Here is a 19656-nt window from a genome sequence, read left to right on the forward strand (position 1 = left end):
TGAAAATCTGGAATCTAAAATTGCCACGGTCAGAATTTAGGAGTCAAAATACACTTTTTTTTAAACGCTCGCATTTTTTTGTAACTTTTTTGCCGATCCTCGATCAATATTAGCGTAGGCGTAGCCCAACCCAGGCATCGCTCTATGTCTGCTCAATTTATTGCACTTCATATCTAGCAAGCTTTTAGGCTTTTAGGCTTTTTGTAATCATCGCTTTCACCTTGGGCTGAATCGTCATACACTGATTTTGAACTAATGAAAGCGGTTGCCCTCAAAGAAACGATGAGCGAAAGTAAGATATCAGAGATATTAGAAACCTTCGAGGCAGACTTGCTGTCGGAGTGGACTCAGGAACTAGCCACTGTGAATATTCGCAGAGGCTTGATTAAAGAAGCACAGCTAAAGGAAGAGTGCCGAGAATTCCTGAGTTTGTTTCGGATTGCCGTTGGGCGGGGCAACTTTACCAATATTCAGGCAGCGCAGTGGCAGGAAATGCGGGAGATGCTCAACAGCATTTCTCGATCGCGATCGCAAAATGGTTTCACACCCTCAGAAACGGCTACATTCGTCTTTTCGTTCAAGCAACCCCTCTTCAAGCGAATGCGTCAGCAATTGAAAGACCCGATTGAGTTGGGTGAACAAATATGGCTAGCTACAAACTTACTGGATCGGCTAGGATTGCTGACAATTGAGATGTATCAAAAGACACGGGAAGAGGTGATTTTGCGGCAGCAGGAAGAGTTAATGGAACTGTCTACGCCAGTGGTGAAACTTTGGGAGGGAATTTTGGCATTGCCGATTATCGGCACTCTAGATAGTGCCCGGACTCAAATGATGATGGAATCGTTATTGCAGAAGATTGTCGAAACAGAGTCAGAAGTTGCCATCATTGATATTACCGGGGTTCCCACCGTCGATACCCTGACTGCTCAACATCTGCTCAAGACAGTTACCGCCGCCCGTCTCATGGGAGCCGATTGTATGATTAGTGGCATTCGCCCTCAAATTGCCCAAACAATCGTTTATCTCGGCATTGATTTGACAAATGTAGTCACAAAAGCAACCTTAGCCGATGCCTTCCTCACGGCGCTAAAACGGTTGGGAACGACCATTACCCGCTCTCAATCCAAATAACTGGAAGAAAGCAATGGAAAGCATTCCTATACTTAAAATGGGCAATTTTCTACTTGTGACAATCCAGGTAGATATGCACGATCGCCTCGCCATCATGCTACAGGAAGACTTGACTAACCGCATCACTCAAACCCACGCTCGCGGTGTCCTGATCGATATTTCCGGATTAGAGATTGTTGATTCCTTCATTGGTAGGGTTTTAGCCAACATTGCCAGAATGTCACGGGTGCTGGATGCTGAGACAGTTGTCGTCGGGATGCAGCCTGCTGTGGCAATTACCTTAGTGGAATTGGGGTTGTCGCTGACGGGGATTCGCACTGCTTTAAACATCGAAAAGGGGATGGCATTGTTGCGATCGTCACTCAATGGAACCACAAATCAAATCACTGCCACTAAATGGCGTGCAGATGATGATGCAGAAGACTGAAACCATCGAGATTCAATCTTCTACAGATGTAGTTTTAGTTCGGCAGTCTGTGCGCCAGATGGCCGTGGAAATAGGCTTTGGCTTAGTAGACCAAACTAAAATTGTTACCGCCGCCAGTGAGTTAGCCCGCAATACCCTAGACTACGGAGGGGGCGGCACAGTCAAACTAGAAACGCTTCAGGAAGGGCGACGACGAGGACTCCGACTGACCTTTGAAGATCGGGGGCCGGGAATTTCCGATATCGAACTGGCGCTCAAGGATGGATTCACCACAGGCAACGGGTTAGGTATGGGGCTGGGTGGTGCGAAACGACTTGCCAACGAGTTTGAGATTCAGTCTGCGGTGGGAGAAGGAACACGGATAATCATTGTACGATGGAAATAAAATGAGAGAATCTGTCACCGTCACAATTACTGAATCTAGCCAAACTGGAGAAGCCAGACGGGTAGCGATGGCTTTAGCAACTCGGCTCGGTTTTCAGGAAATAGAACGGGGCAAGGTTGGGATTGTGGCGACAGAAATTGCGAACAATTTGGTGCAGCACGCCCACGGCGGAGTTGTATTGCTGCGATCGCTCAAGGAAAATTCCAAAATTGGCATTGAAATCTTAGCGCTAGATAAAGGGCGGGGAATGGTCGATGTGGATGAGTGTTTGCAAGATGGCTTTTCCACAGCCGGAACCTTGGGTAATGGTATGGGTGCAATTCGTCGCCTTTCTGGTTTATTGGAAATTTACTCCATTCCCAACCAAGGAACAGCGCTCTTGGCTCACCTCTGGCTAAACCCAGCACCCCATCAACCTGAAAAGTTTTTAGAAATTGGAGCGATCTGTTTGCCCAAAAGAGGAGAAGATGTTTCAGGAGATACCTGGGCATCAGAAGTCGATAGTTGCCGTAACCTGTTGCTAGTAGCTGATGGTTTAGGGCATGGGCCTGCGGCGGCTTCTGCTGCTTCCGCAGCCGTAAGAATGTTTCAAGAACACATTCATCGTTCTCCGGGGGCGATCGTCGAAGCTGCCCACGCCGCCTTGCGAAGTACGCGAGGCGCAGCACTCGCCATTGCCGAAATCGACTTTGAGCAACAGTCTGTCCGCTTTGCTGGCATTGGCAACATCGCTGCCAGCATTTTCTCCTTTACTGAGCACCGCCATCTGCTATCTCACAATGGCACGGTGGGACATGAAATCCGCAAAATTCAAGAGTTTAGCTATCCCTGGTATGCCAACGGAATTTTAATTATGCATTCTGACGGATTAAGCGCTAAGTGGCAGATCGATCGCTATCCAGGCTTGATGCAAAAACATCCCAGCCTGATTGCAGGCGTGCTATACCGAGACTTTAACCGAGACCGGGATGATGTGACAGTGTTAGTCGCGAAAGGAATGGGGAGATGACTAAATAATTCGTAATTCGTAATTCGTAATTCGTAATGGGCTACGCCCCGCTACGCTAACGTAATTCGTAATTAAAGGTACAAACCTTGAAGAATGTGCAATTTTGAATTGGAGCGAAGCAACTTGACAATCCTTTTGGCGATCGCTATCCAGTACGAACAGGATGTTGTACAAGCTCGGCAACGAACTCGTGAGATCGCCGAGCAGTTGGGCTTTGATGCTCAAGATCGGGCGCGATTGGCAACGGCAGTTTCCGAAATTGCCCGCAATGCGTTTCAATATGCCCAAGGCGGAACAGTTGAATTTTCTGTGGCGGGAGAGCCGCAGACGTTTCTGATTCAGATTCAAGATCGGGGTGAGGGCATTCCTGATTTAGCAGAGGTTTTGGCCGGACGTTACACCTCTGATACGGGAGCGGGGCTAGGCATCGTGGGTACTCGGAGATTGATGGATTTATTTGAGATTGAATCGCTGCCGAAGCAGGGAACAACGGTAACAATCGGCAAAAGGTTGTCGAAGCGCACACCTACTTTCACCGATTCGCAATTGCAGCAGATTCGAGAAACCGTAATTGGGCGATCGCCCGAAAATCCCTATCAAGAAATCCAGCAGCAAAATCAGGAATTACTCCGGGCGATGGCAGAACTACGCAAGCGTGAGGAAGAACTAAGCCAACTGAATCAGGAATTGGAAGATACCAATCGCGGTGTGGTTGCTCTCTATGCAGAACTCGATGAAAAAGCTAGCTCCCTGCAACAGGTAAATGAGCTAAAAACCCGCTTTCTCTCGAACATGAGCCACGAGTTTCGCACGCCGCTCAACTCGATTTTGTCCCTCTCTCGAATGCTGCTAGCCCGGATGGATGGCGATTTAACTGTGGAGCAAGAAAAGCAGGTGACATTCATCCAAAAGGCGGCAAGCGGATTATCAGAACTGGTCAACGACTTGCTGGATTTGGCAAAGGTGGAAGCTGGAAAAATTGAAGTGCATCCCAGTTCCTTTGAAGTTAGTGAATTGTTTGCCACGCTGCGGGGGATGCTGCGCCCCTTATTAGTTCAAGGCTCCTCTGTAGCGCTGATTGTCGAGGAACCTGAAGGTATTGCGCCCCTCTTTACCGATGAGGGGAAAGTCGCTCAAATTCTGAGAAACTTTGTCTCGAATGCGCTCAAATTTACCGAGCAGGGAGAGGTGCGCCTCACCGCTGTGCAAACGGGTCACACCGTCAGCTTTTCTGTATCTGATACGGGCATCGGTATTGCTCCCGCCGATCGAGAGCGGATTTTTGAGGATTTTATGCAAATTGAGTCCTCTCTGCAAAAGCAGGTGAAGGGAACTGGTTTAGGATTGCCGTTATCGCGTAAGTTAGCGGAGTTAATTGGCGGCAGCATTTCGGTGAAAAGTCAGCCGGGTAAAGGCTCTACCTTTACAGCATTAATTCCTATCGTCTACCCAGATGCCACCGAATTGACCACCGGACTGCAACCAATTGTATCAGTTGAGACAACTCGTTTGCCGATTCTGGTGGTTGAAGATCATCCAGAAACCCTATTTATTTACGAAAAGCACCTTCAAGACTCAATCTATCAATTGATTGCTACCCGTACCTTAGCTCAGGCAAGGCTAGCCTTACAACAATTTCGACCGTCGGCGATTATGCTAGATATTCTGCTGGAGGGGCAAAATGGCTGGACGTTCTTGCGGGAAATCAAAGGAGATGAAACAACTCGCACGATCCCTGTACTCGTGATTACCATCATTGATAACGAAAAGCAAGCACTGGCGCTAGGAGCAGACGGTTTTCTAATTAAGCCGGTAGACAGATTGCCCCTGTTAAACAAACTTAATAGGCTAATTACTGAGAACAAGCCTCAAACAATCTTGTTGATTGATGATGACCCCGCTTATCGGTATCTTGTGAAACAGTTGTTAATAAATACACCGTTGAGTATTTTAGAAGCCGCGAATGGACAGGAAGGATTATATTTGGCACAACAGGAACAGCCAAACGCGATCGTCTTGGACTTGGAGATGCCAGAGATGAGTGGATTTGAGGTACTCAAGCAGCTTAAGAACAACTCCGTCACTCAGTCGATTCCGGCGATCGTCTACTCATCTGCCCAACTGGATGCAGAAGCACATAGCCGATTAGCGCAACAAAGCATAGCCATTGTTTCCAAAGAAACAGGCTCTCAAACGACGGCGATGTCTGACGACAAGCCGCTACGCATCTACGCTCAACTTCAAGATGCGCTCGTCAAAGCCGGACTTGTTCTAGAGGTTTAAGGGAAAAGTCATGTCTGAGCCACGGGTTACGATCCTGCATGTTGATGATAACGAAGCCAATCGTTACGTTGTTACCCGTATTTTGCAAAATGCAGGCTTTAGTGTCCTGGAAGCGGCAACTGGAACGACAGGGTTAGAAGCTATTGCTAACTTTCAGCCTGACTTAGTAATTTTAGATGTCCAACTACCAGATATCACCGGTTTTGAAGTTTGTCGCCAAATTAAGGCAAACCCTGAAACGACTTTTATTCCCGTACTACACCTTTCTGCAAGTTTTATCCAAAGCCAGGATAAAGCAGAAGGCTTGGATAGCGGTGCTGATGCTTATCTAGTACAACCTGTTGAACCGATTGAACTGCTTGCCACCGTGCGATCGCTGCTGCGAATTCGTCGGGCGGAGGAAGCTGCTTTGTCCTCAGCGCGGGAGTGGCAAACTACCTTTGACTCCATGAAAGACGGCGTATCTCTGGTAGACCGAGAAGGGATAATTCTGCGTTGTAATCGAGCGATGATGCAGCTTTTTGGCAAGCCCTACCACGAAATTTTAGGTTATGCTCACCATGAGTTGATGAGCGCAGAATTGGGAATCGGCGATGGCACTTGTTTTCGGCGTGCGAAAGAAACTCACCAACGGCAAGTTCTCGAATTTCAGTCGAAAGGACAGTGGTTTGCCAAAACCATCGACCCAGTATTTAATGGGGATGGGACTCTCACTGGTGCCGTTTTCATCTTGTCCGATATCACCGAACGTAAACGAGCAGAAGCCTTGCTGCAAGATCAAAACGATCGCCTCAATCAACTGATGATTTCCTTGCAGCAACAGACCGAACAAGCGCAACAAGCCAACCGCATCAAAGATGAGTTTTTGGCAGTGCTATCTCATGAATTGCGATCGCCCTTGAATCCAATTCTGGGTTGGGCAAGAATTCTGCAAAAGAGTCACCAAGATGCAGCCAAAACTCAGTACGCCCTAGAAACCATCGAGCGCAATGCGAAACTGCAAGCACAATTAATCGAAGATTTGCTCGATGTGTCGCGTATTCTCCAAGGTAAGTTGGCTTTAGACACAGTTCCAGTCGGTCTTACTTTTACTATCAAAGCTGCCCTTGAAACCGTGCGCCTTGCTGCTGAAGCTAAATCTATTCAGATTCAAACAATATTTGAACCGAACGTTGGACAAGTGTTGGGTGATTCTGGTCGCTTGCAACAAATTGTTTGGAATCTACTTTCTAACGCGATTAAATTTACCTCAGAGGGTGGTCGAGTAGAGGTGCGGTTAGAAACAATCAAGGATGAAGTAGATACTCATCTTGCAAAATACACTCAAATTACTGTCAGCGACACTGGTAGGGGGATCTCTAGTGACTTTCTGCCCTACGTCTTTGACTACTTCCGCCAAGCCGATGGGACAACGACGCGAAAATTTGGCGGGTTGGGGTTAGGGCTAGCGATCGTGCGTCATTTGGTTGAATTGCACGGCGGAACCGTTCAAGCAGCCAGTCCTGGAGAAGGGCAAGGAGCAGTATTTCAAGTTAAACTTCCACTGATCGCTGCTTCAAAATTAAATCAAGTTAATACTGCCGATCGCGATCGCTCAGACTTCAATCTCAATGGATTGCAAACGCTGCTTGTAGATGATGACAAAGATTCGCGGGAGTTCATTGCCTTCGTGCTAGAACAGTACGGGGCACAAGTGACTGAGGCGGACTCAGGACATGATGCTCTAAACAATTTGATGCAAGCAAAATTTGATTTATTAATTAGTGATATTGGTATGCCCGATATGGATGGCTACACCTTAATTCGGCAAATTAGAAAGCAGCCGCCCGAACAAGGTGGAGAAATTCCAGCGATCGCTTTGACTGCTTATGCGGGAGAAATCGATCGACAACAAGCAATAGCCGCCGGATTTCAACACCATATTTCTAAACCAATTGAGCTAGAAGTATTAATACAGGCTATTTTGACGATAGTAACGGTTTAGCAACCTGAATTTTGCCTTATCTATTGAAGCTAATCTCTGAAATCATCTTTAGCATTGTTTCTGCGATCGCGGCGTTTAATAAACCTATTTTAAGTAAACGCTCATTCGTAATAGGTTAACTTACTTCTGCTATAATCCAACATCTAAAAGAGAATAAGCTAAAACACATTTAATTTGCATATTAAAATTTTCTCAATGTCTTGTGGGGTAGGCATCTTGCCATTGGTGTTAAGTTAAGGCAGAAGCCCAAATGTCAAAGGTATGTTCGTCAAATTCGGGCAGTCGTTCATCGAATTCGGGCAGCCGTTTATTGAATTCGGGCAGTCGTTCATCGAATTCGGGCAGTCGTTCATCGAATTCGGGCAGTCGTTTATTGAATTCGGGCAGTCGTTTATTGAATTCGGGCAGTCGTTTATTGAATTCGGGCAGTCGTTTATTGAATTCGGGCAGCCGTTTATTGAATTCGGGGTGTCGTTCATCGAATTCGGGCAGTCGTTCATCGAATTCGGGCAGCTGTTTATTATTTTTGTTCAATTTTAATTTGAGGAGGATAAAACCTAAACACAAAAAGACTTTTCATCCAGTCCCCAGTCCCCAGTCCCTAGCTATACTATTTTACCCCAGTGATTTCATCTTAACTTGACACTAATGGCATCTTGCCCGCCCTGATTATGCAACTTTAATGCTGATTAGCTTACTACTTTAAATTATCCCGTGCAGCAGCACGAACAATACGATTGGGGTCTTGGGTTAGTTGTTGGCAAATATCGCGGTCAGTATTTGGATTTTGAGCGATCGCATATCTTTCTGGCCAAAACCAAGATTTATAGTATCTTGCCAGAAATGAACTCGGTATATGAGGATTCATCAGAACCAAAAAGCGAGAAAATGATGGGCGATCGGGAAATTTTAGACACCGATCCAAGAAAGGAATCGCCGCTTCTGGTTCTTGGGTCAGTAAACTTTTAACAGCAGCTAAATTGAGTGGATTAAAGTGAAATCCCCCACGTACTGCGGGTTGAGTAGCTAACTGAATTAGTAAATCTTTCGGCGCACCAGGATTTTGAGCGACTGCTAAAGGTAATCTTCGATCTGGATGCTCTATAAATTTAGTTAGAATCTTGGCTGGAGTTTTCGGATGTTTAGCTACAGCTAATTTGACAATTAACTTATCGTCAGCTAGTTTTGCCAGAATTGAACTATCAACGTTAGGATGTCGAACAACTTTAGTTTTGACAGCAGTGTACTCACTATTTGCTAGTTCTCGTAAATCTAATAGAGATAAATTTGGATTTTCCAAGCTTGCTAATTGTTCTCTAAGCATCGAATCAAGTTTGGGATTAGCCAAAGCAGCTGCTCTAACTTCTGGATTGCGATCGTCAATTAACTTGTCTAAAGAGTTTTGAGTAATATTGTGATGACTAGCTACCAAAACTCTCACTCCCTGGATTGGATGCTCCACTAATTTTGATAGGATTTGCGGTGAAGTGCTAGGAGCGCTTGCTAGAATTACGCCATAGTATTCTAAATTAGAAAATTTAATAAATATTGGACTATGGTCTTTATATCTACCTCTGTCAAAATCCTTAAGCATATTTTCTCGGTAGGATCTTCTGCGTCTCGAAACCCTATTGTTTTGTATCAAGGCAAGTAAACATAGATTAATTGTTGGGTTATTTATGGGGATGGGAATGCTTCTTACTTTTTTGCTCCAATATCTATCTTTTAACTTCGTAAACAAAGTGTCTAAATCGGTAATTACAGGGTTGGTTTGATTGGTAGAATGATTTGGTAGTTTAGTATGCCCTATTGGCAGTATTCCCGCAAGTAAATCGAAAGCTATTGATTCTCGCTGTTTTAAATAAGTAATACATTCAGCGATTAATTGAGAAACTCTGGGGTGGTTTTCCAGATTATCTAAAATCGAACGAGGTGTGTCAGTAGAAGAAAGAATCTTTAATAAAGTACTTGTATATTCGTGTACTGACTTTTGATTTAAATAAGGTAAAGTGCTTTCATCAATTGCTCCTGCGTACCACAATCGCAGTTCAATTCCTTCTTCATCATTATTTAAAATAGGCAGTTGCGCTCTATCAATTTTGCTTTCCGCTAGATCGCGCCATCCAGTTTCCAATTCTCCAGCATAATTAATATGTAGCTTTGCGGCTTGAGCAATAAAATCAAGGCTATTTTTTGCTAGATTATCGAGTATTTCTTTGGGTGTTTTCGGATGATTTGCAATAATATTGAGAATTCCTGTAAATGCCTCAAGCTGAGATGCTGCTTTTAAAAAATTTGTTGATATATCTGGCAATTGCACCAATTTAAACATCATCCTACGTGGAATAAAAAGAATGAGATTTGGTTTCTTATTTAAAGCCACCCGATCCCAGAAAGTAATATCATCATTGGGACAATCAAGACGTAACTGAGCAACTTCTGCAACAATATCCTCCCCAGATATTGATAACTCCAATAGTTTTTTTCTAGGAGTATTCTGATGACTAGCTAGAACAATTAAGATTTCTCTCCATTTCCAAAAATCTTCAAAAGAGAATATACCTAGCCAAGCTCCTATATCGTTCCGAAGACGCTTAATATTAATCTCATATTGACGTTCTAGAGAGAAGTATTGAAAATTATCCTTATTCCGAATACGCTTAATATTAGTTTCACAAATGCCAGCAGCAAATTCTAGAAAAGATGTTGGTGCATTAGATGCACAAACAAGCTTCAAGAGGAATTTCTTTCCAAAACTGTGAGGAAAGTTAAAATTTTGCAGAATTGACAAATCATAAGCCGGATTACTAAAGAATTCTTCAGGAAACAGATGCGCTAGTCCGATTAACCATTGTGTTGGTGTATTGGGATTGCTTGCGATCGCTCTTTGCATTTCCACATCATTGTTAGTTCTGGCTTGTATCGCAAGTTCTGCTAATAAACTACTATCGGCGAGAGGATTTGCAGCAACTAATCTCGTTAGTTCATCATTAATTGCAGCTAGCTCTCGTAATCTTTGTGGTGAAGTGTTATGATTTTTTGCTTCTTGCTTAAGCGAATCGAGTGACATTAACTTAACAACTTTCTTTTACTATTTCAGCAATATCATTTTTAATTTACTCGGATATTTCAGTAAGTGCTAGGTTGATTTAGTAAAAGATTCAAAGCCTCTCTCCTAAAACGAGAGAGGTTTGGAGAGAGGTCAAAATTGTACTTCACGCTTGTCGAGAACCGCTATAAAAACACTCAATTAACAGTAGATTCAGAAATAACCGTTACACAAGCATTCACTAAGGGTAACAGCGGCCCTAATTGCTCTTGTCCATTCACTGCTAAATCGCTGTGGCACAAATAAACTCTCTCAGATACACGAGACAGTAAATCTGTCAAAATTCTTTGCAGTCTTTGTTCTTCTGCCAATTTCTCATCTTCTGCTGTCCAAGGTTCGCCTAATCTATCTCGCAAGAAAAACGGCGCACCGAACAAAGTTGCTGCACCACCTTTCGCCCACAGGGGTGAACCAGCATCTAGCCAAAAATGCCACTGGTGCGATCGCCTACTAGATCGATATTGAAATATAGTTGCTAGTGTGACAGCCTTTCTCGCTCCACCAATGGGGCGCACCGGGTAAGGGTTAGCAGTAATTGTACCACGCCGCAGTAATTGAATGAATTCAATAATAGTTGTCTGAGGCGTTGTCTCCACTGGGGTAATTTGTCGTAATCTGGTGTCAATTTCCCAGTAATGTTGGGCGGTTTCTAATAATTCCCGCAATGCTGCTAGTTGTTCGTAGGGGAGATTACTTCCATTCCACAAAAAACGTTGAATTGCTCTGTCTAACAGAGAAATAGGACTAGGAATTAACCGCAATTCTTGTTGCGATCGCTGCTGTTCTAACCACTGTAATATCTCACTATAGGCTGTAGTAGCTGCATAGCCGATTCGATCCCAGCGCTCAAAGGCTGACACTGGTAGCAAGTTGGGGCGATCGGGATGGGGTACAAAGCAGTAATCTGCAATCAAACCAGCACGTACCGGGTCAATATTTGTAGAGACGCGATTCATCGCGTCTGTAGTAGATACCCGATTCATCGCGTCTGTAGTAGAGACGCGATTCATCGCGTCTGTAGAGTTTTCAGGTGATTGTTTCCTGCTCAACACAACCAGCATTTCCGCCACCGCATCCCGATCTACAAGTCGTCCCAAGCCGGGATAAACTAGTGCCAGTATGGTGAGTAAGGCGCGAATCACGGGCGAACTAATTAGGGGACGTTGGTCATTGAGCGATTCTACTGGGATATTTTGCTTGACGAGGATTTCTACTAGAGTATAACGAGCGATCGCATCTAAACCTGGTGCAATAATTGCTACTTCTTCTGGTTGCACTTGCTTTGATTGGATAGCATTAGCAATTATCTCTGCTGTTTGCCGCAATAATTGGGCGCGGGAGGTGGTTTGAATTGAATGCACTGTTTTTGGTAAACTCAACAGTGTCATTGGGGAAGTGACTAATTCCACCATCTGTTTAGTCAGTTGCTCGCTCAGAGACTCTGGAGGCGGCCCGTTCAATATTTCTACCCGACAACGCTCTGCTAACCCTTCTAAATAGTTGGGATCTGCTCCCAATCCCAATCGCACCGCACCATCAGGATTGTAGCTAAACGCGCCAACTGCACCTCGATCTAATAGCAACTCAAACAAAAGACGCGCTACGCTAGGATAGTCATCGACATCATCCGCCAGTACTGCCTGATAGCGTTTAGTTAGGTGCTGTTGGTAGTTGCGATCGCTTAATAAGTGCTGACTATAAAGTTCGGTAATAATCCCATAAGTCAGTAACCCCCTCTCTAAACACCAATTACGCCAATCTAGTAGCAAAGATGCCAAAAATTCCGGCTCTATTGTGGTATTTTCCCCAAAACCCTTGGCTAAAATTTGGGCAATATCTTCGCCAGGTATGCCACTGTAAGCTGCTAATTGTAATAAGTCTAAAATGCGACGCACCAAGCGAGATTCATTCACTCCCGCAAGACGTAAAATTTCTTCGTCTAATTGCGGACGCCAAAGTTTGGTTGCTAACTCTTGTTCGGTTTCCGGTCGCAATCTTACCGGAAACTGTGCTTTCAGGTTCAACGAGTTAATCAGCAACGGCCAAAATAAAATAACTTCATCCTGAAAAAAACCTAGTGGCGTTTTGGCACGAACCGGATATTTACCCAAAGTTGAGGTAACAATTATATCTCCTAACTCTCGACGATTATCATCATTGGCAGCTAAAACTAAAACTCCTGGCTCTGTTTGTTTAAGATATAACAATTCAGGTACATCGCCTGTTTTTTTACGCCCTGGTTTTTTTGTATAAAATGATTCAGTATATTGTTTTTCTGATTTTACCCAATTACAAAATTGTTCTACTAAGCGAGCCGTCTTACCACTACGGCTAGTGCCAACAATCCAAACCGAATGAGAAACCACAAACTTTCTCCTTGTAGATTTGTTAGTATACCTCGTGCGTTAACTTAAGGTTAATAGTCATCAAACAATGCTAAATGATTGTCTGCAATGAAAAATTCTGTTTTTAGTCAAAAAATCTATTCTTTCTTGCTTGCTGCTTTTCGATGGTACTTACAGACTCCTGAACGTTCTTTACATGAAGCCTATGATGCAGCATTAAAAATTCAGGAAATAGAAGATAAGCATTTCAATGGTAATAAAATAGACATCGACTCGGCCATGTACAGTAACAGTGTGATGGATTATTTTGAGTCAGACCTCAAAAAACTATTAAAAGTTGTCAGAATGCGGCTGACGGAGTTTAGAGCAAGTCGTTGGTTTCTAAATGAAGAGGATCAAAAAGCTGCCCAAAAAGCAGGTATAGAGTATCTAGCTCCTTCTTTAGTTTTGGAAAAGCTAAACTATATCGATCGAGTTACATCTAAATACACAACAAATTCCGATAAAACAACTTCTAACGCTTTAGTAGTACAACCTCCAAATGTACCAGTTAATGTAACATCTGACGAAAAATCCCTGCTCGTCAAAACTCCAACATTACCACCCAAAATACAAAATCAAGACTTAAACAATAAACCAAAAGCCAAGAGCAAAACCGATACAACAGGTGTTTTACCTCGCTCTATTTTAAGTACTATCAGTCGTCTGCAAGTTGAATTAGACCCTAATTCGGAACAAGAAGTAATTCAGAGTTTTCGTCAAACTCAAAAAAGAACAATAATATCTATCAGGTTTATTTTACTATTAATTATTGTACCACTTTTAACGCATCAGATAGCAAAAGCTTTTGTAGTTGGGCCAATTGTTGAGAGATTTAGAAGCAGTGAGGAAATACAGATATTTCTCAATTCGGAAATGGAAGAGGAAGCCCTTTTAGAATTAGAAAGATTTGAAGAAAAGCTCAAGTTTGAAAATTTCATTATGAAAGCTCCTCCACTGTTACCTGAGCAGATGGAGACTGAAATGAAAAAGAAGGCGAAAGAGCTTGCTGAAGAATTTCGTCACGAAAGCTCTGGTGCTATCAAAAATGTTTTTGCAGATATGTTCTCGGTGGTTGCTGTTATCTGGCTTTTGCTAGTCAGTAAGTCTTCTATTGCTGTGGTCAAAGATTTCTTTGATAATATTGTCTATGGACTTAGCGATAGCGCCAAGGCATTTATCATTATTTTGTTTACTGATATCTTTGTCGGATTCCACTCTCCTCATGGCTGGGAAGTCTTGCTAGAAGGAGTATCACGCCATTGGGGATTACCAGCAAATAGAGATTTTATCTTCTTATTTATCGCTACATTTCCAGTAATTTTAGATACTATCTTTAAGTATTGGATCTTCCGATATTTGAATCGGATATCGCCCTCTGCCGTTGCGACTTACCGTAATATGAATGAATAGGGAATAGGGGATAGGGAATAGGGCATTGGGTAAAATTTTTAGTTGTTGATTTTGGAATTTCAGCGAGGTGGGAGAATCTTAAAAATTTTGAATTTTCATGAAAAAAACACTTATTGGGTTAGGAAAGTTTCACAAAACTATCGCTATCAGCCTACCTGTGATTTTGTCGATTTTACTGGTGCGGATGCAATCTTTCACGCATCAGGAACTCATTTTGCCAGAATGTCAGGTGAAAAAGTGGGATCTACCAGTGTCCTTGACTGCTAAAAATCAAGATGCATTTTTGCAAAAACAAAAATTACCATTAATCCAGAGACTACCAATTACTTGTTGTCAAAATGATACCTCTTGTCTGGATGAAGTCATTTATGGCAAAATACCAGAGAAAAAGGCGCTGATCGGTGCGATCGCTCGCAGTCTCCAATATCTGCAAACAGCCGATGCTGCGGCTGCTTATCAAAACTATCCGGTGGCGGGGATTACGCGCGATCGCGTCATCAAAAGCTTGCAAAGATTCCGCGAACTTTTATTAAAAACTAATTCTGCCACAGAATTACATCAAGCCATTGAGCGGGAATTTGTTCTTTACCAGTCAGTCGGTAAAGATAACCAAGGTTCCGTTTTATTCACCGCCTATTATGAGCCACTGTACGCAGCCAGTCGCGTCCCCACAACAGAATATCGCTATCCCGTTTATCGCTTACCTCCCGATTTAAACTCTTGGACTAAGCCTCATCCGACACGCGAGGAGTTAGAAGGAACTGATGGTTTACAAGCTGCAAAAGGAAAATTACGAGGATTAGAGTTATTTTGGTTTCGCGATCGTCTTGAGCCATATCTAGCTCAAATTGAAGGTTCGGCGAGGCTCCAACTTCCCGATGGTACTCAAACAACAATCGGCTATGCAGGTCATACCGCTTATAATTACAAAAGTATTGGGCGAGAATTAGTAAATGATGGCAAATTACCGCTAGAAGGTATCACTCTGCCAATTATTCTCGACTATTTTCAAAAGCATCCCCAAGAATTAAATATTTATATTCCGCGCGATCGCAGCTTTGTTTTTTTTCAAGAAAATCACGGTGAGCCAGCTCAAGGTTCTATTAACGTACCATTAACAGCAGAGCGTTCTATTGCTACAGATAAATCTCTTATGCCTCCTGGGGCTTTAGCGTTGATTCGCGCTTCCATTCCCTTTGTTAATCCTACCGGAAAAATGCAAGAGCGCATTATCAGCCGCTATGTTCTCGATCAAGATACCGGAGGTGCAATTAAAGGTGCAGGTAGAGTGGATTATTTTTTAGGTACTGGGAAAATCGCAGGCGATCGCGCTGGTGTTACAGTCAGCAATGGACAATTATTTTATCTCTTACTTAAGTCCAAAAATTAAACACACTCGCATTTTAATACTAAAATTCCCGACTTTTTTAGATACAGCAGTTTTCAAATGAATAGACCACGTACAGACCTCACTTCCATTCCTCTCTCCTTGAAGGAGAGAGGCTTTGAATTTCCCCCTTCCCTTATAGGGAAGGGGGTAGGGGGTTAGGTCTTTCTTGTAGTCTACTCAACTGAAAATCGGTGTAAGTCAGGAATTTTAGCCTTTTGGCGTAAATGAAACACCGATTCCAAATCAATGGAACGCTTGCGATATAGTAATTACGAATTACGCTACTAGGCGTCTAAATCCATGTCACTATCATCATCGTCATGATCGTAAGGGATATCGTCAAGGTCTATCATTTCGGAAATTTCTTCTACTTCAGTTAGATACTCAGATTCTTGATGTTCGCGTTCGATTAAACGACCAGTTGACTTCAGCCATTCCAAGAGTATAAATTCATTACTTGTACGAATTACAGGCGCTCGCTGGTTACGAGGTTCTTCACGCAAAGGACTTATAGGCATAAAAAAAACTCACTTTGAATTTACAGGTTAGCTTACAAAAACGTCAAAATTGTACATTAAGCTTAAAAGTCTTGCATAACAAGTCTTTTCTCAACAGACAAAATATGACCCATTGAAGTTTTGTCTCAAGTCCATTTAACTACTTACCATTAAAATGTCCCGGTGTCCGTTTTAATAATAAATATTTCAGCGGATGCAATATATATTACAAAGCATTTGGTAGCTTGACGAGAGTTTCATACATATCAGAGGGTAATGCAGACAGTCTATTCGCTACAGCGACTGCATCAGCTAACTTACTAAATTGACACCGGACTATCTCTTGTCCATTTCCTGAAGGGAATCGTTTCCTAGCTTTATTAGAGACAGCACAAATGATTGCTAAAGCTTTGGCGAACCCGTCTTTTGTCAATATTCTTTCTTGAGCGAACCCTTCAACAGGGATAAGACAAACCTCAAACCGATAGCCAGGTCTGGGAGAAACAGCTATGTCAATATATGGTTTATCTTCTTTTCTGATTCGGCGTAAATATTTGGCTGTTGAATTAGGATCGTGCAAATCAGTCCCAAGAGCGTAAGTAAAAAAGCAATCTTCTGTGAGGGACTCAGGACGAGTAATTATATCCGTGGGCATAAGTTCCAGTAGTATCCGTATGTTGTCTGCGTGTATGACACACTAGACTTGTCCGTTCTTATTAGCACATTTTCTTTGACAGTTAGGTGTATCAGTGTCAGTGTCACGCGAGGTATTACAATACATTGCGGCTAAGTAAAATTTCAATTTTTGGAATACTTATGACATTAAACACCTTTAGAATCAAAGGGTGTAGAGATTTAGATTCAAAGAGGAGTCTATATAGTCAGTCACATGACCGAAAATATTTCTCAACAGATAAAATCATAACATAGTTGATGTCAGGTGATGCGATCGCATCACCTGACAGCATCGGTGAATGCTTAAAAGCGATCGCGAACTATCTGAATATTTAGTTATTGAGATCGAATCATCGCCTTAATAAATCCCCAAGATTATAAATATAATCCTGGGGTATAACTTTCATATCTTTGTCAAGATATGTAAAAATCTAAAGGATACAAGGGAGGATAATACCAAAAACAGTATTCACCCAATTATGGTTTGACGTAAGTATTCACAACATTTTGAGACAGAGTTTTAATTGCAGGGGGAAGAGGAGCATATCCGCGATTTTTAGCGATCGTGTCCCCGGCTGCTCCGAAAGCCCAACCGATCAATCCTTTAATACCAGCTGCTACTTTAGCGTCTGCGTATTTATTATAAAATAGCACGTAAGTTGCGGTAACAATGGGATAAGCATTTGCAGCTGTTGGATCTGTAACTACGAGTTTAATCCGTTGAGCATTTGCATCTTGGTCACTCGCACCGACAAAAGCATTTGAAATTGTAGTTGGTGAAATGGCATTGTAAGTACCTGCCTTGTTCTGCAAGAGAGCAGCTTTCAGATTGTTAGCTAACTGCGTAGCACTATCCACATAACCAATTGCACCAGGAGTGGTAGCGATGGTGGTGGCTACACCTCCACCTCCTGTAGCACCTTTGGAACCAACTGGCCAAATAACTGTATCGGTTGGTATTGTTGAGGGTACAGAGCCAACAATACTTTTTTTACCAGTTCCTCTGTTCCATGTCGGAAATGCCGCCTTGAGATGACTGCTTAAAGCAAAAGTAGTACCGCTGTCGTCACTACGATATACGAGAACGATAGGCTTATTTGCTATTGTTACGCCACCGTTATCTGCTTTGATTTTGGCATCATTCCAATTTATGATGTTGCCTTGAAGAATACCAAGGTAAGTAGCTCGTGAAAGCTTAATTCCACCAGCTGGCACGTTTAGACCAGTGGGGTTATAAGCTAAGGCGATTCCAACGGTGATTGCAGGTACTTGGACGTATGCATTTGCGGGTGTGCCAGCGTTATTGGGACTGCCACTAACTTTTTCTGTTCCTACTACGGGGTCGTCACTAGCTGCAAAAGAGACAGGGCGATTGATAGTAGGACTACCAGCTGGTACGGTTTGAGTGAAAAAAGCTGTTAAACCCTTACCACTACCAACCGAAGCATATCTAAATGTGACAGCCGCATTTACTGGGCCGGGAGGATTGAGGCTTGAAGGATTTCCAACACCGTAAGTGTTAAACCATGAGCCTTTCGGATTAAAAGGAGAGGTAGTTCCTGTACCTATAAACAAAGTAGTTATACTGCTTGCACCTGCACCATTTATGGAAGTTACTCCAGTTGGGGGAGGAGTAGTAGAGGTCTGAGCTAGAGATTTATGAGTAGCAGATTGACCTACTACTAAACCAGTTGCTATGGCAAGTACAGAAATTGAACTTGCTAAATAGGTCAATTGACGATTAGGATAAAAAGTCATGTCAAGCTCCTTCAAATTAATTTCCGGCTCAACGCCTATAAAATCAAAATCAAGTGTCAAATTGGCGATTAAAAACAACCTTATATCTGCATAAATAATTAGCATTATCAAGGTTATTAATAAATTAGAGATTGACACAAAACGCTGAAAAATGTAGAGCAAAACTAAAGCAATACTTTATATAGAGAGTATGGCTCTATTGCTAATCCACCCTAACAAATGATTATTTGCTAGTTAAAAACTCTACATTCTTAAAGTAAGTTTGTATAAATATTCAGTGGCTTTAATATAAGAGAGTAGTTATTAGTACTATGAATCAGGCTTCAATTACCATTTTCAGTCTCTTATTTCCTTTTAAAAGCCATGTTTAATTTTACCCACTTACTTATTTAGGATGGCAATTTTATTTGAATTATGGAAATCAATTTCTTCAATATAAATTACAGCAGTTTGTTACAAACTACCGCTAAGTGCGAAGTAAAGAAATTTAGGATTCCACGATTTTTTGATAACTGCTATAGGTAATAGCTGTTAAATTTTGCCAACGGAATCAACAGTATAATGTGAAGGTAAACTTTAAGTCATGATTACATTATGAAATGATTAAAAAGCTTAAATATATTTTGGGAATTTAGAGGTGTTTCAAAAGTGGTTTTTATAGCACTTTTATTACTTTCTTCAGAGGAAAATCAAGACCTTTCACTTAATATGTGTAATATGTGATTTTGCTTATTAAGATTTTTTAGAGGTTTTAATCAGTATTTAATAGAGCTTACTAATTGCTTGACAAAAAAACCATTATATGGAACTTTTTGATTCGAGTTTTGTGACTATATTTTGTCAAAATCGTGGATTTTTCACTGTTTTTTGTGTTTTTCACGACATCAAAAACACAAATAACGATCTATGCTACCGAACGAAATCATTAATTGTGCTATTCACATTATTGACTCAGTGCTAGTACGGTTTTTGTGATGTAGGTAAAACAGGCTTGTTGAGTCCTTTTCAAATAGGGCTATACCAACATTTAAGGCATTTTCTCATTAATGCCTAAGCTGACAAATTATACCAATTTTAGATAAAAATGCGCTCAATACGTAGATTGAGTCGTAGCAATATCTCGTAGATTACGGGGTAAAACTCAACATATACAAGATGTTGGGGCGTTGGGTTTCGTGCTTTAAACGCAGAAAAGCTGGGAAACCCTT

At 42.2% G+C, this 19656-nt stretch carries 14 protein-coding genes; 9 read left to right on the forward strand and 5 right to left on the reverse strand.

Annotated features, from left to right (window positions below; genetic code table 11):
• Nucleotides 1–255: 255 nt before the first annotated feature.
• The 7 genes from ACR5KR_RS07755 to ACR5KR_RS07785 all read left to right on the forward strand — a co-directional run bounded on the left by ACR5KR_RS07755 (nucleotide 256) and on the right by ACR5KR_RS07785 (nucleotide 7762).
• Nucleotides 256–1134, forward strand: a complete 879-nt coding sequence (locus tag ACR5KR_RS07755; protein ID WP_445627060.1) for an STAS domain-containing protein — start codon at nucleotides 256–258, stop codon at nucleotides 1132–1134.
• 13 nt (nucleotides 1135–1147) lie between these two features.
• Entirely contained in the window at nucleotides 1148–1561 is a 414-nt protein-coding gene (locus tag ACR5KR_RS07760; RefSeq protein WP_445627059.1) for an STAS domain-containing protein, read from the forward strand.
• The gene (locus tag ACR5KR_RS07765; RefSeq protein ID WP_445627058.1) at nucleotides 1500–1946 is read left to right on the forward strand and encodes an anti-sigma regulatory factor; all 447 of its coding nucleotides are present in this window, start codon (nucleotides 1500–1502) and stop codon (nucleotides 1944–1946) included. The genes ACR5KR_RS07760 and ACR5KR_RS07765 overlap by 62 nt, the downstream gene beginning before the upstream one ends.
• Nucleotide 1947: 1 nt before the next feature.
• On the forward strand, nucleotides 1948–2955 hold the full coding sequence (locus ACR5KR_RS07770) for an ATP-binding SpoIIE family protein phosphatase (protein WP_448266064.1): 1008 nt from the start codon (nucleotides 1948–1950) through the stop codon (nucleotides 2953–2955).
• Between the two features lie 123 nt (nucleotides 2956–3078).
• Nucleotides 3079–5238: an ATP-binding protein gene (locus ACR5KR_RS07775; RefSeq protein WP_448266065.1), complete on the forward strand. Its 2160-nt coding sequence runs from the start codon at nucleotides 3079–3081 to the stop codon at nucleotides 5236–5238.
• A gap of 10 nt (nucleotides 5239–5248) precedes the next feature.
• A complete protein-coding gene (locus ACR5KR_RS07780) occupies nucleotides 5249–7222 on the forward strand; it encodes a hybrid sensor histidine kinase/response regulator (protein WP_445627055.1) in 1974 nt (657 codons plus the stop codon).
• A gap of 261 nt (nucleotides 7223–7483) precedes the next feature.
• The gene (locus ACR5KR_RS07785) at nucleotides 7484–7762 is read left to right on the forward strand and encodes a hypothetical protein (protein WP_445627054.1); all 279 of its coding nucleotides are present in this window, start codon (nucleotides 7484–7486) and stop codon (nucleotides 7760–7762) included.
• A gap of 157 nt (nucleotides 7763–7919) precedes the next feature.
• Here ACR5KR_RS07785 and ACR5KR_RS07790 read toward each other — a convergent pair whose 3' ends face one another.
• Both ACR5KR_RS07790 and ACR5KR_RS07795 read right to left on the reverse strand, forming a co-directional pair.
• A complete protein-coding gene (locus tag ACR5KR_RS07790) occupies nucleotides 7920–10292 on the reverse strand; it encodes a hypothetical protein (protein ID WP_448266066.1) in 2373 nt (790 codons plus the stop codon).
• 176 nt (nucleotides 10293–10468) lie between these two features.
• Nucleotides 10469–12697 carry a recombinase family protein gene (locus ACR5KR_RS07795; RefSeq protein WP_448266067.1) on the reverse strand — a complete coding sequence of 743 codons (2229 nt, stop codon included), beginning with the start codon at nucleotides 12695–12697 and terminating at the stop codon, nucleotides 10469–10471.
• Nucleotides 12698–12784: 87 nt separating this feature from the next.
• On the opposite strand from ACR5KR_RS07795, the gene ACR5KR_RS07800 reads away from it, so the two are divergent.
• Complete coding sequence (locus ACR5KR_RS07800) at nucleotides 12785–14128, forward strand: proton extrusion protein PcxA (protein WP_448266068.1); 1344 nt, start codon at nucleotides 12785–12787, stop codon at nucleotides 14126–14128.
• A gap of 97 nt (nucleotides 14129–14225) precedes the next feature.
• Nucleotides 14226–15518: a murein transglycosylase A gene (gene mltA / locus ACR5KR_RS07805; protein WP_448266070.1), complete on the forward strand. Its 1293-nt coding sequence runs from the start codon at nucleotides 14226–14228 to the stop codon at nucleotides 15516–15518.
• A 284-nt stretch (nucleotides 15519–15802) separates the two neighbouring features.
• Here mltA and ACR5KR_RS07810 read toward each other — a convergent pair whose 3' ends face one another.
• The 3 genes from ACR5KR_RS07810 to ACR5KR_RS07820 form a co-directional block, all read right to left on the reverse strand.
• Nucleotides 15803–16036, reverse strand: a complete 234-nt coding sequence (locus tag ACR5KR_RS07810) for a DUF3134 domain-containing protein (RefSeq protein ID WP_445627049.1) — start codon at nucleotides 16034–16036, stop codon at nucleotides 15803–15805.
• Between the two features lie 205 nt (nucleotides 16037–16241).
• Nucleotides 16242–16670 (reverse strand): hypothetical protein, encoded by a 429-nt coding sequence (locus ACR5KR_RS07815; protein ID WP_445627048.1) that lies wholly within the window; start codon nucleotides 16668–16670, stop codon nucleotides 16242–16244.
• A gap of 497 nt (nucleotides 16671–17167) precedes the next feature.
• Complete coding sequence (locus ACR5KR_RS07820; protein ID WP_448266071.1) at nucleotides 17168–18553, reverse strand: substrate-binding domain-containing protein; 1386 nt, start codon at nucleotides 18551–18553, stop codon at nucleotides 17168–17170.
• Nucleotides 18554–19656 lie beyond the last annotated feature (1103 nt).

This window comes from Nostoc sp. DSM 114159 (genome assembly GCF_053470285.1).

What these genes read in the sequence shown, in the direction of transcription:
- ACR5KR_RS07785 (WP_445627054.1), top strand. Translation starts at nt 7,484, where the DNA reads ATGTTCGTCAAATTCGGGCAGTCGTTCATCGAATTCGGGCAGCCGTTT.
- ACR5KR_RS07780 (WP_445627055.1), top strand. Translation starts at nt 5,249, where the DNA reads ATGTCTGAGCCACGGGTTACGATCCTGCATGTTGATGATAACGAAGCC.
- ACR5KR_RS07810 (WP_445627049.1), bottom strand. Translation starts at nt 16,036, where the DNA reads ATGCCTATAAGTCCTTTGCGTGAAGAACCTCGTAACCAGCGAGCGCCT.
- ACR5KR_RS07790 (WP_448266066.1), bottom strand. Translation starts at nt 10,292, where the DNA reads ATGTCACTCGATTCGCTTAAGCAAGAAGCAAAAAATCATAACACTTCA.
- ACR5KR_RS07770 (WP_448266064.1), top strand. Translation starts at nt 1,948, where the DNA reads ATGAGAGAATCTGTCACCGTCACAATTACTGAATCTAGCCAAACTGGA.
- ACR5KR_RS07765 (WP_445627058.1), top strand. Translation starts at nt 1,500, where the DNA reads ATGGAACCACAAATCAAATCACTGCCACTAAATGGCGTGCAGATGATG.
- ACR5KR_RS07800 (WP_448266068.1), top strand. Translation starts at nt 12,785, where the DNA reads ATGAAAAATTCTGTTTTTAGTCAAAAAATCTATTCTTTCTTGCTTGCT.
- ACR5KR_RS07815 (WP_445627048.1), bottom strand. Translation starts at nt 16,670, where the DNA reads ATGCCCACGGATATAATTACTCGTCCTGAGTCCCTCACAGAAGATTGC.
- ACR5KR_RS07820 (WP_448266071.1), bottom strand. Translation starts at nt 18,553, where the DNA reads ATGCTAATTATTTATGCAGATATAAGGTTGTTTTTAATCGCCAATTTG.
- ACR5KR_RS07755 (WP_445627060.1), top strand. Translation starts at nt 256, where the DNA reads ATGAAAGCGGTTGCCCTCAAAGAAACGATGAGCGAAAGTAAGATATCA.
- ACR5KR_RS07760 (WP_445627059.1), top strand. Translation starts at nt 1,148, where the DNA reads ATGGAAAGCATTCCTATACTTAAAATGGGCAATTTTCTACTTGTGACA.
- mltA (WP_448266070.1), top strand. Translation starts at nt 14,226, where the DNA reads ATGAAAAAAACACTTATTGGGTTAGGAAAGTTTCACAAAACTATCGCT.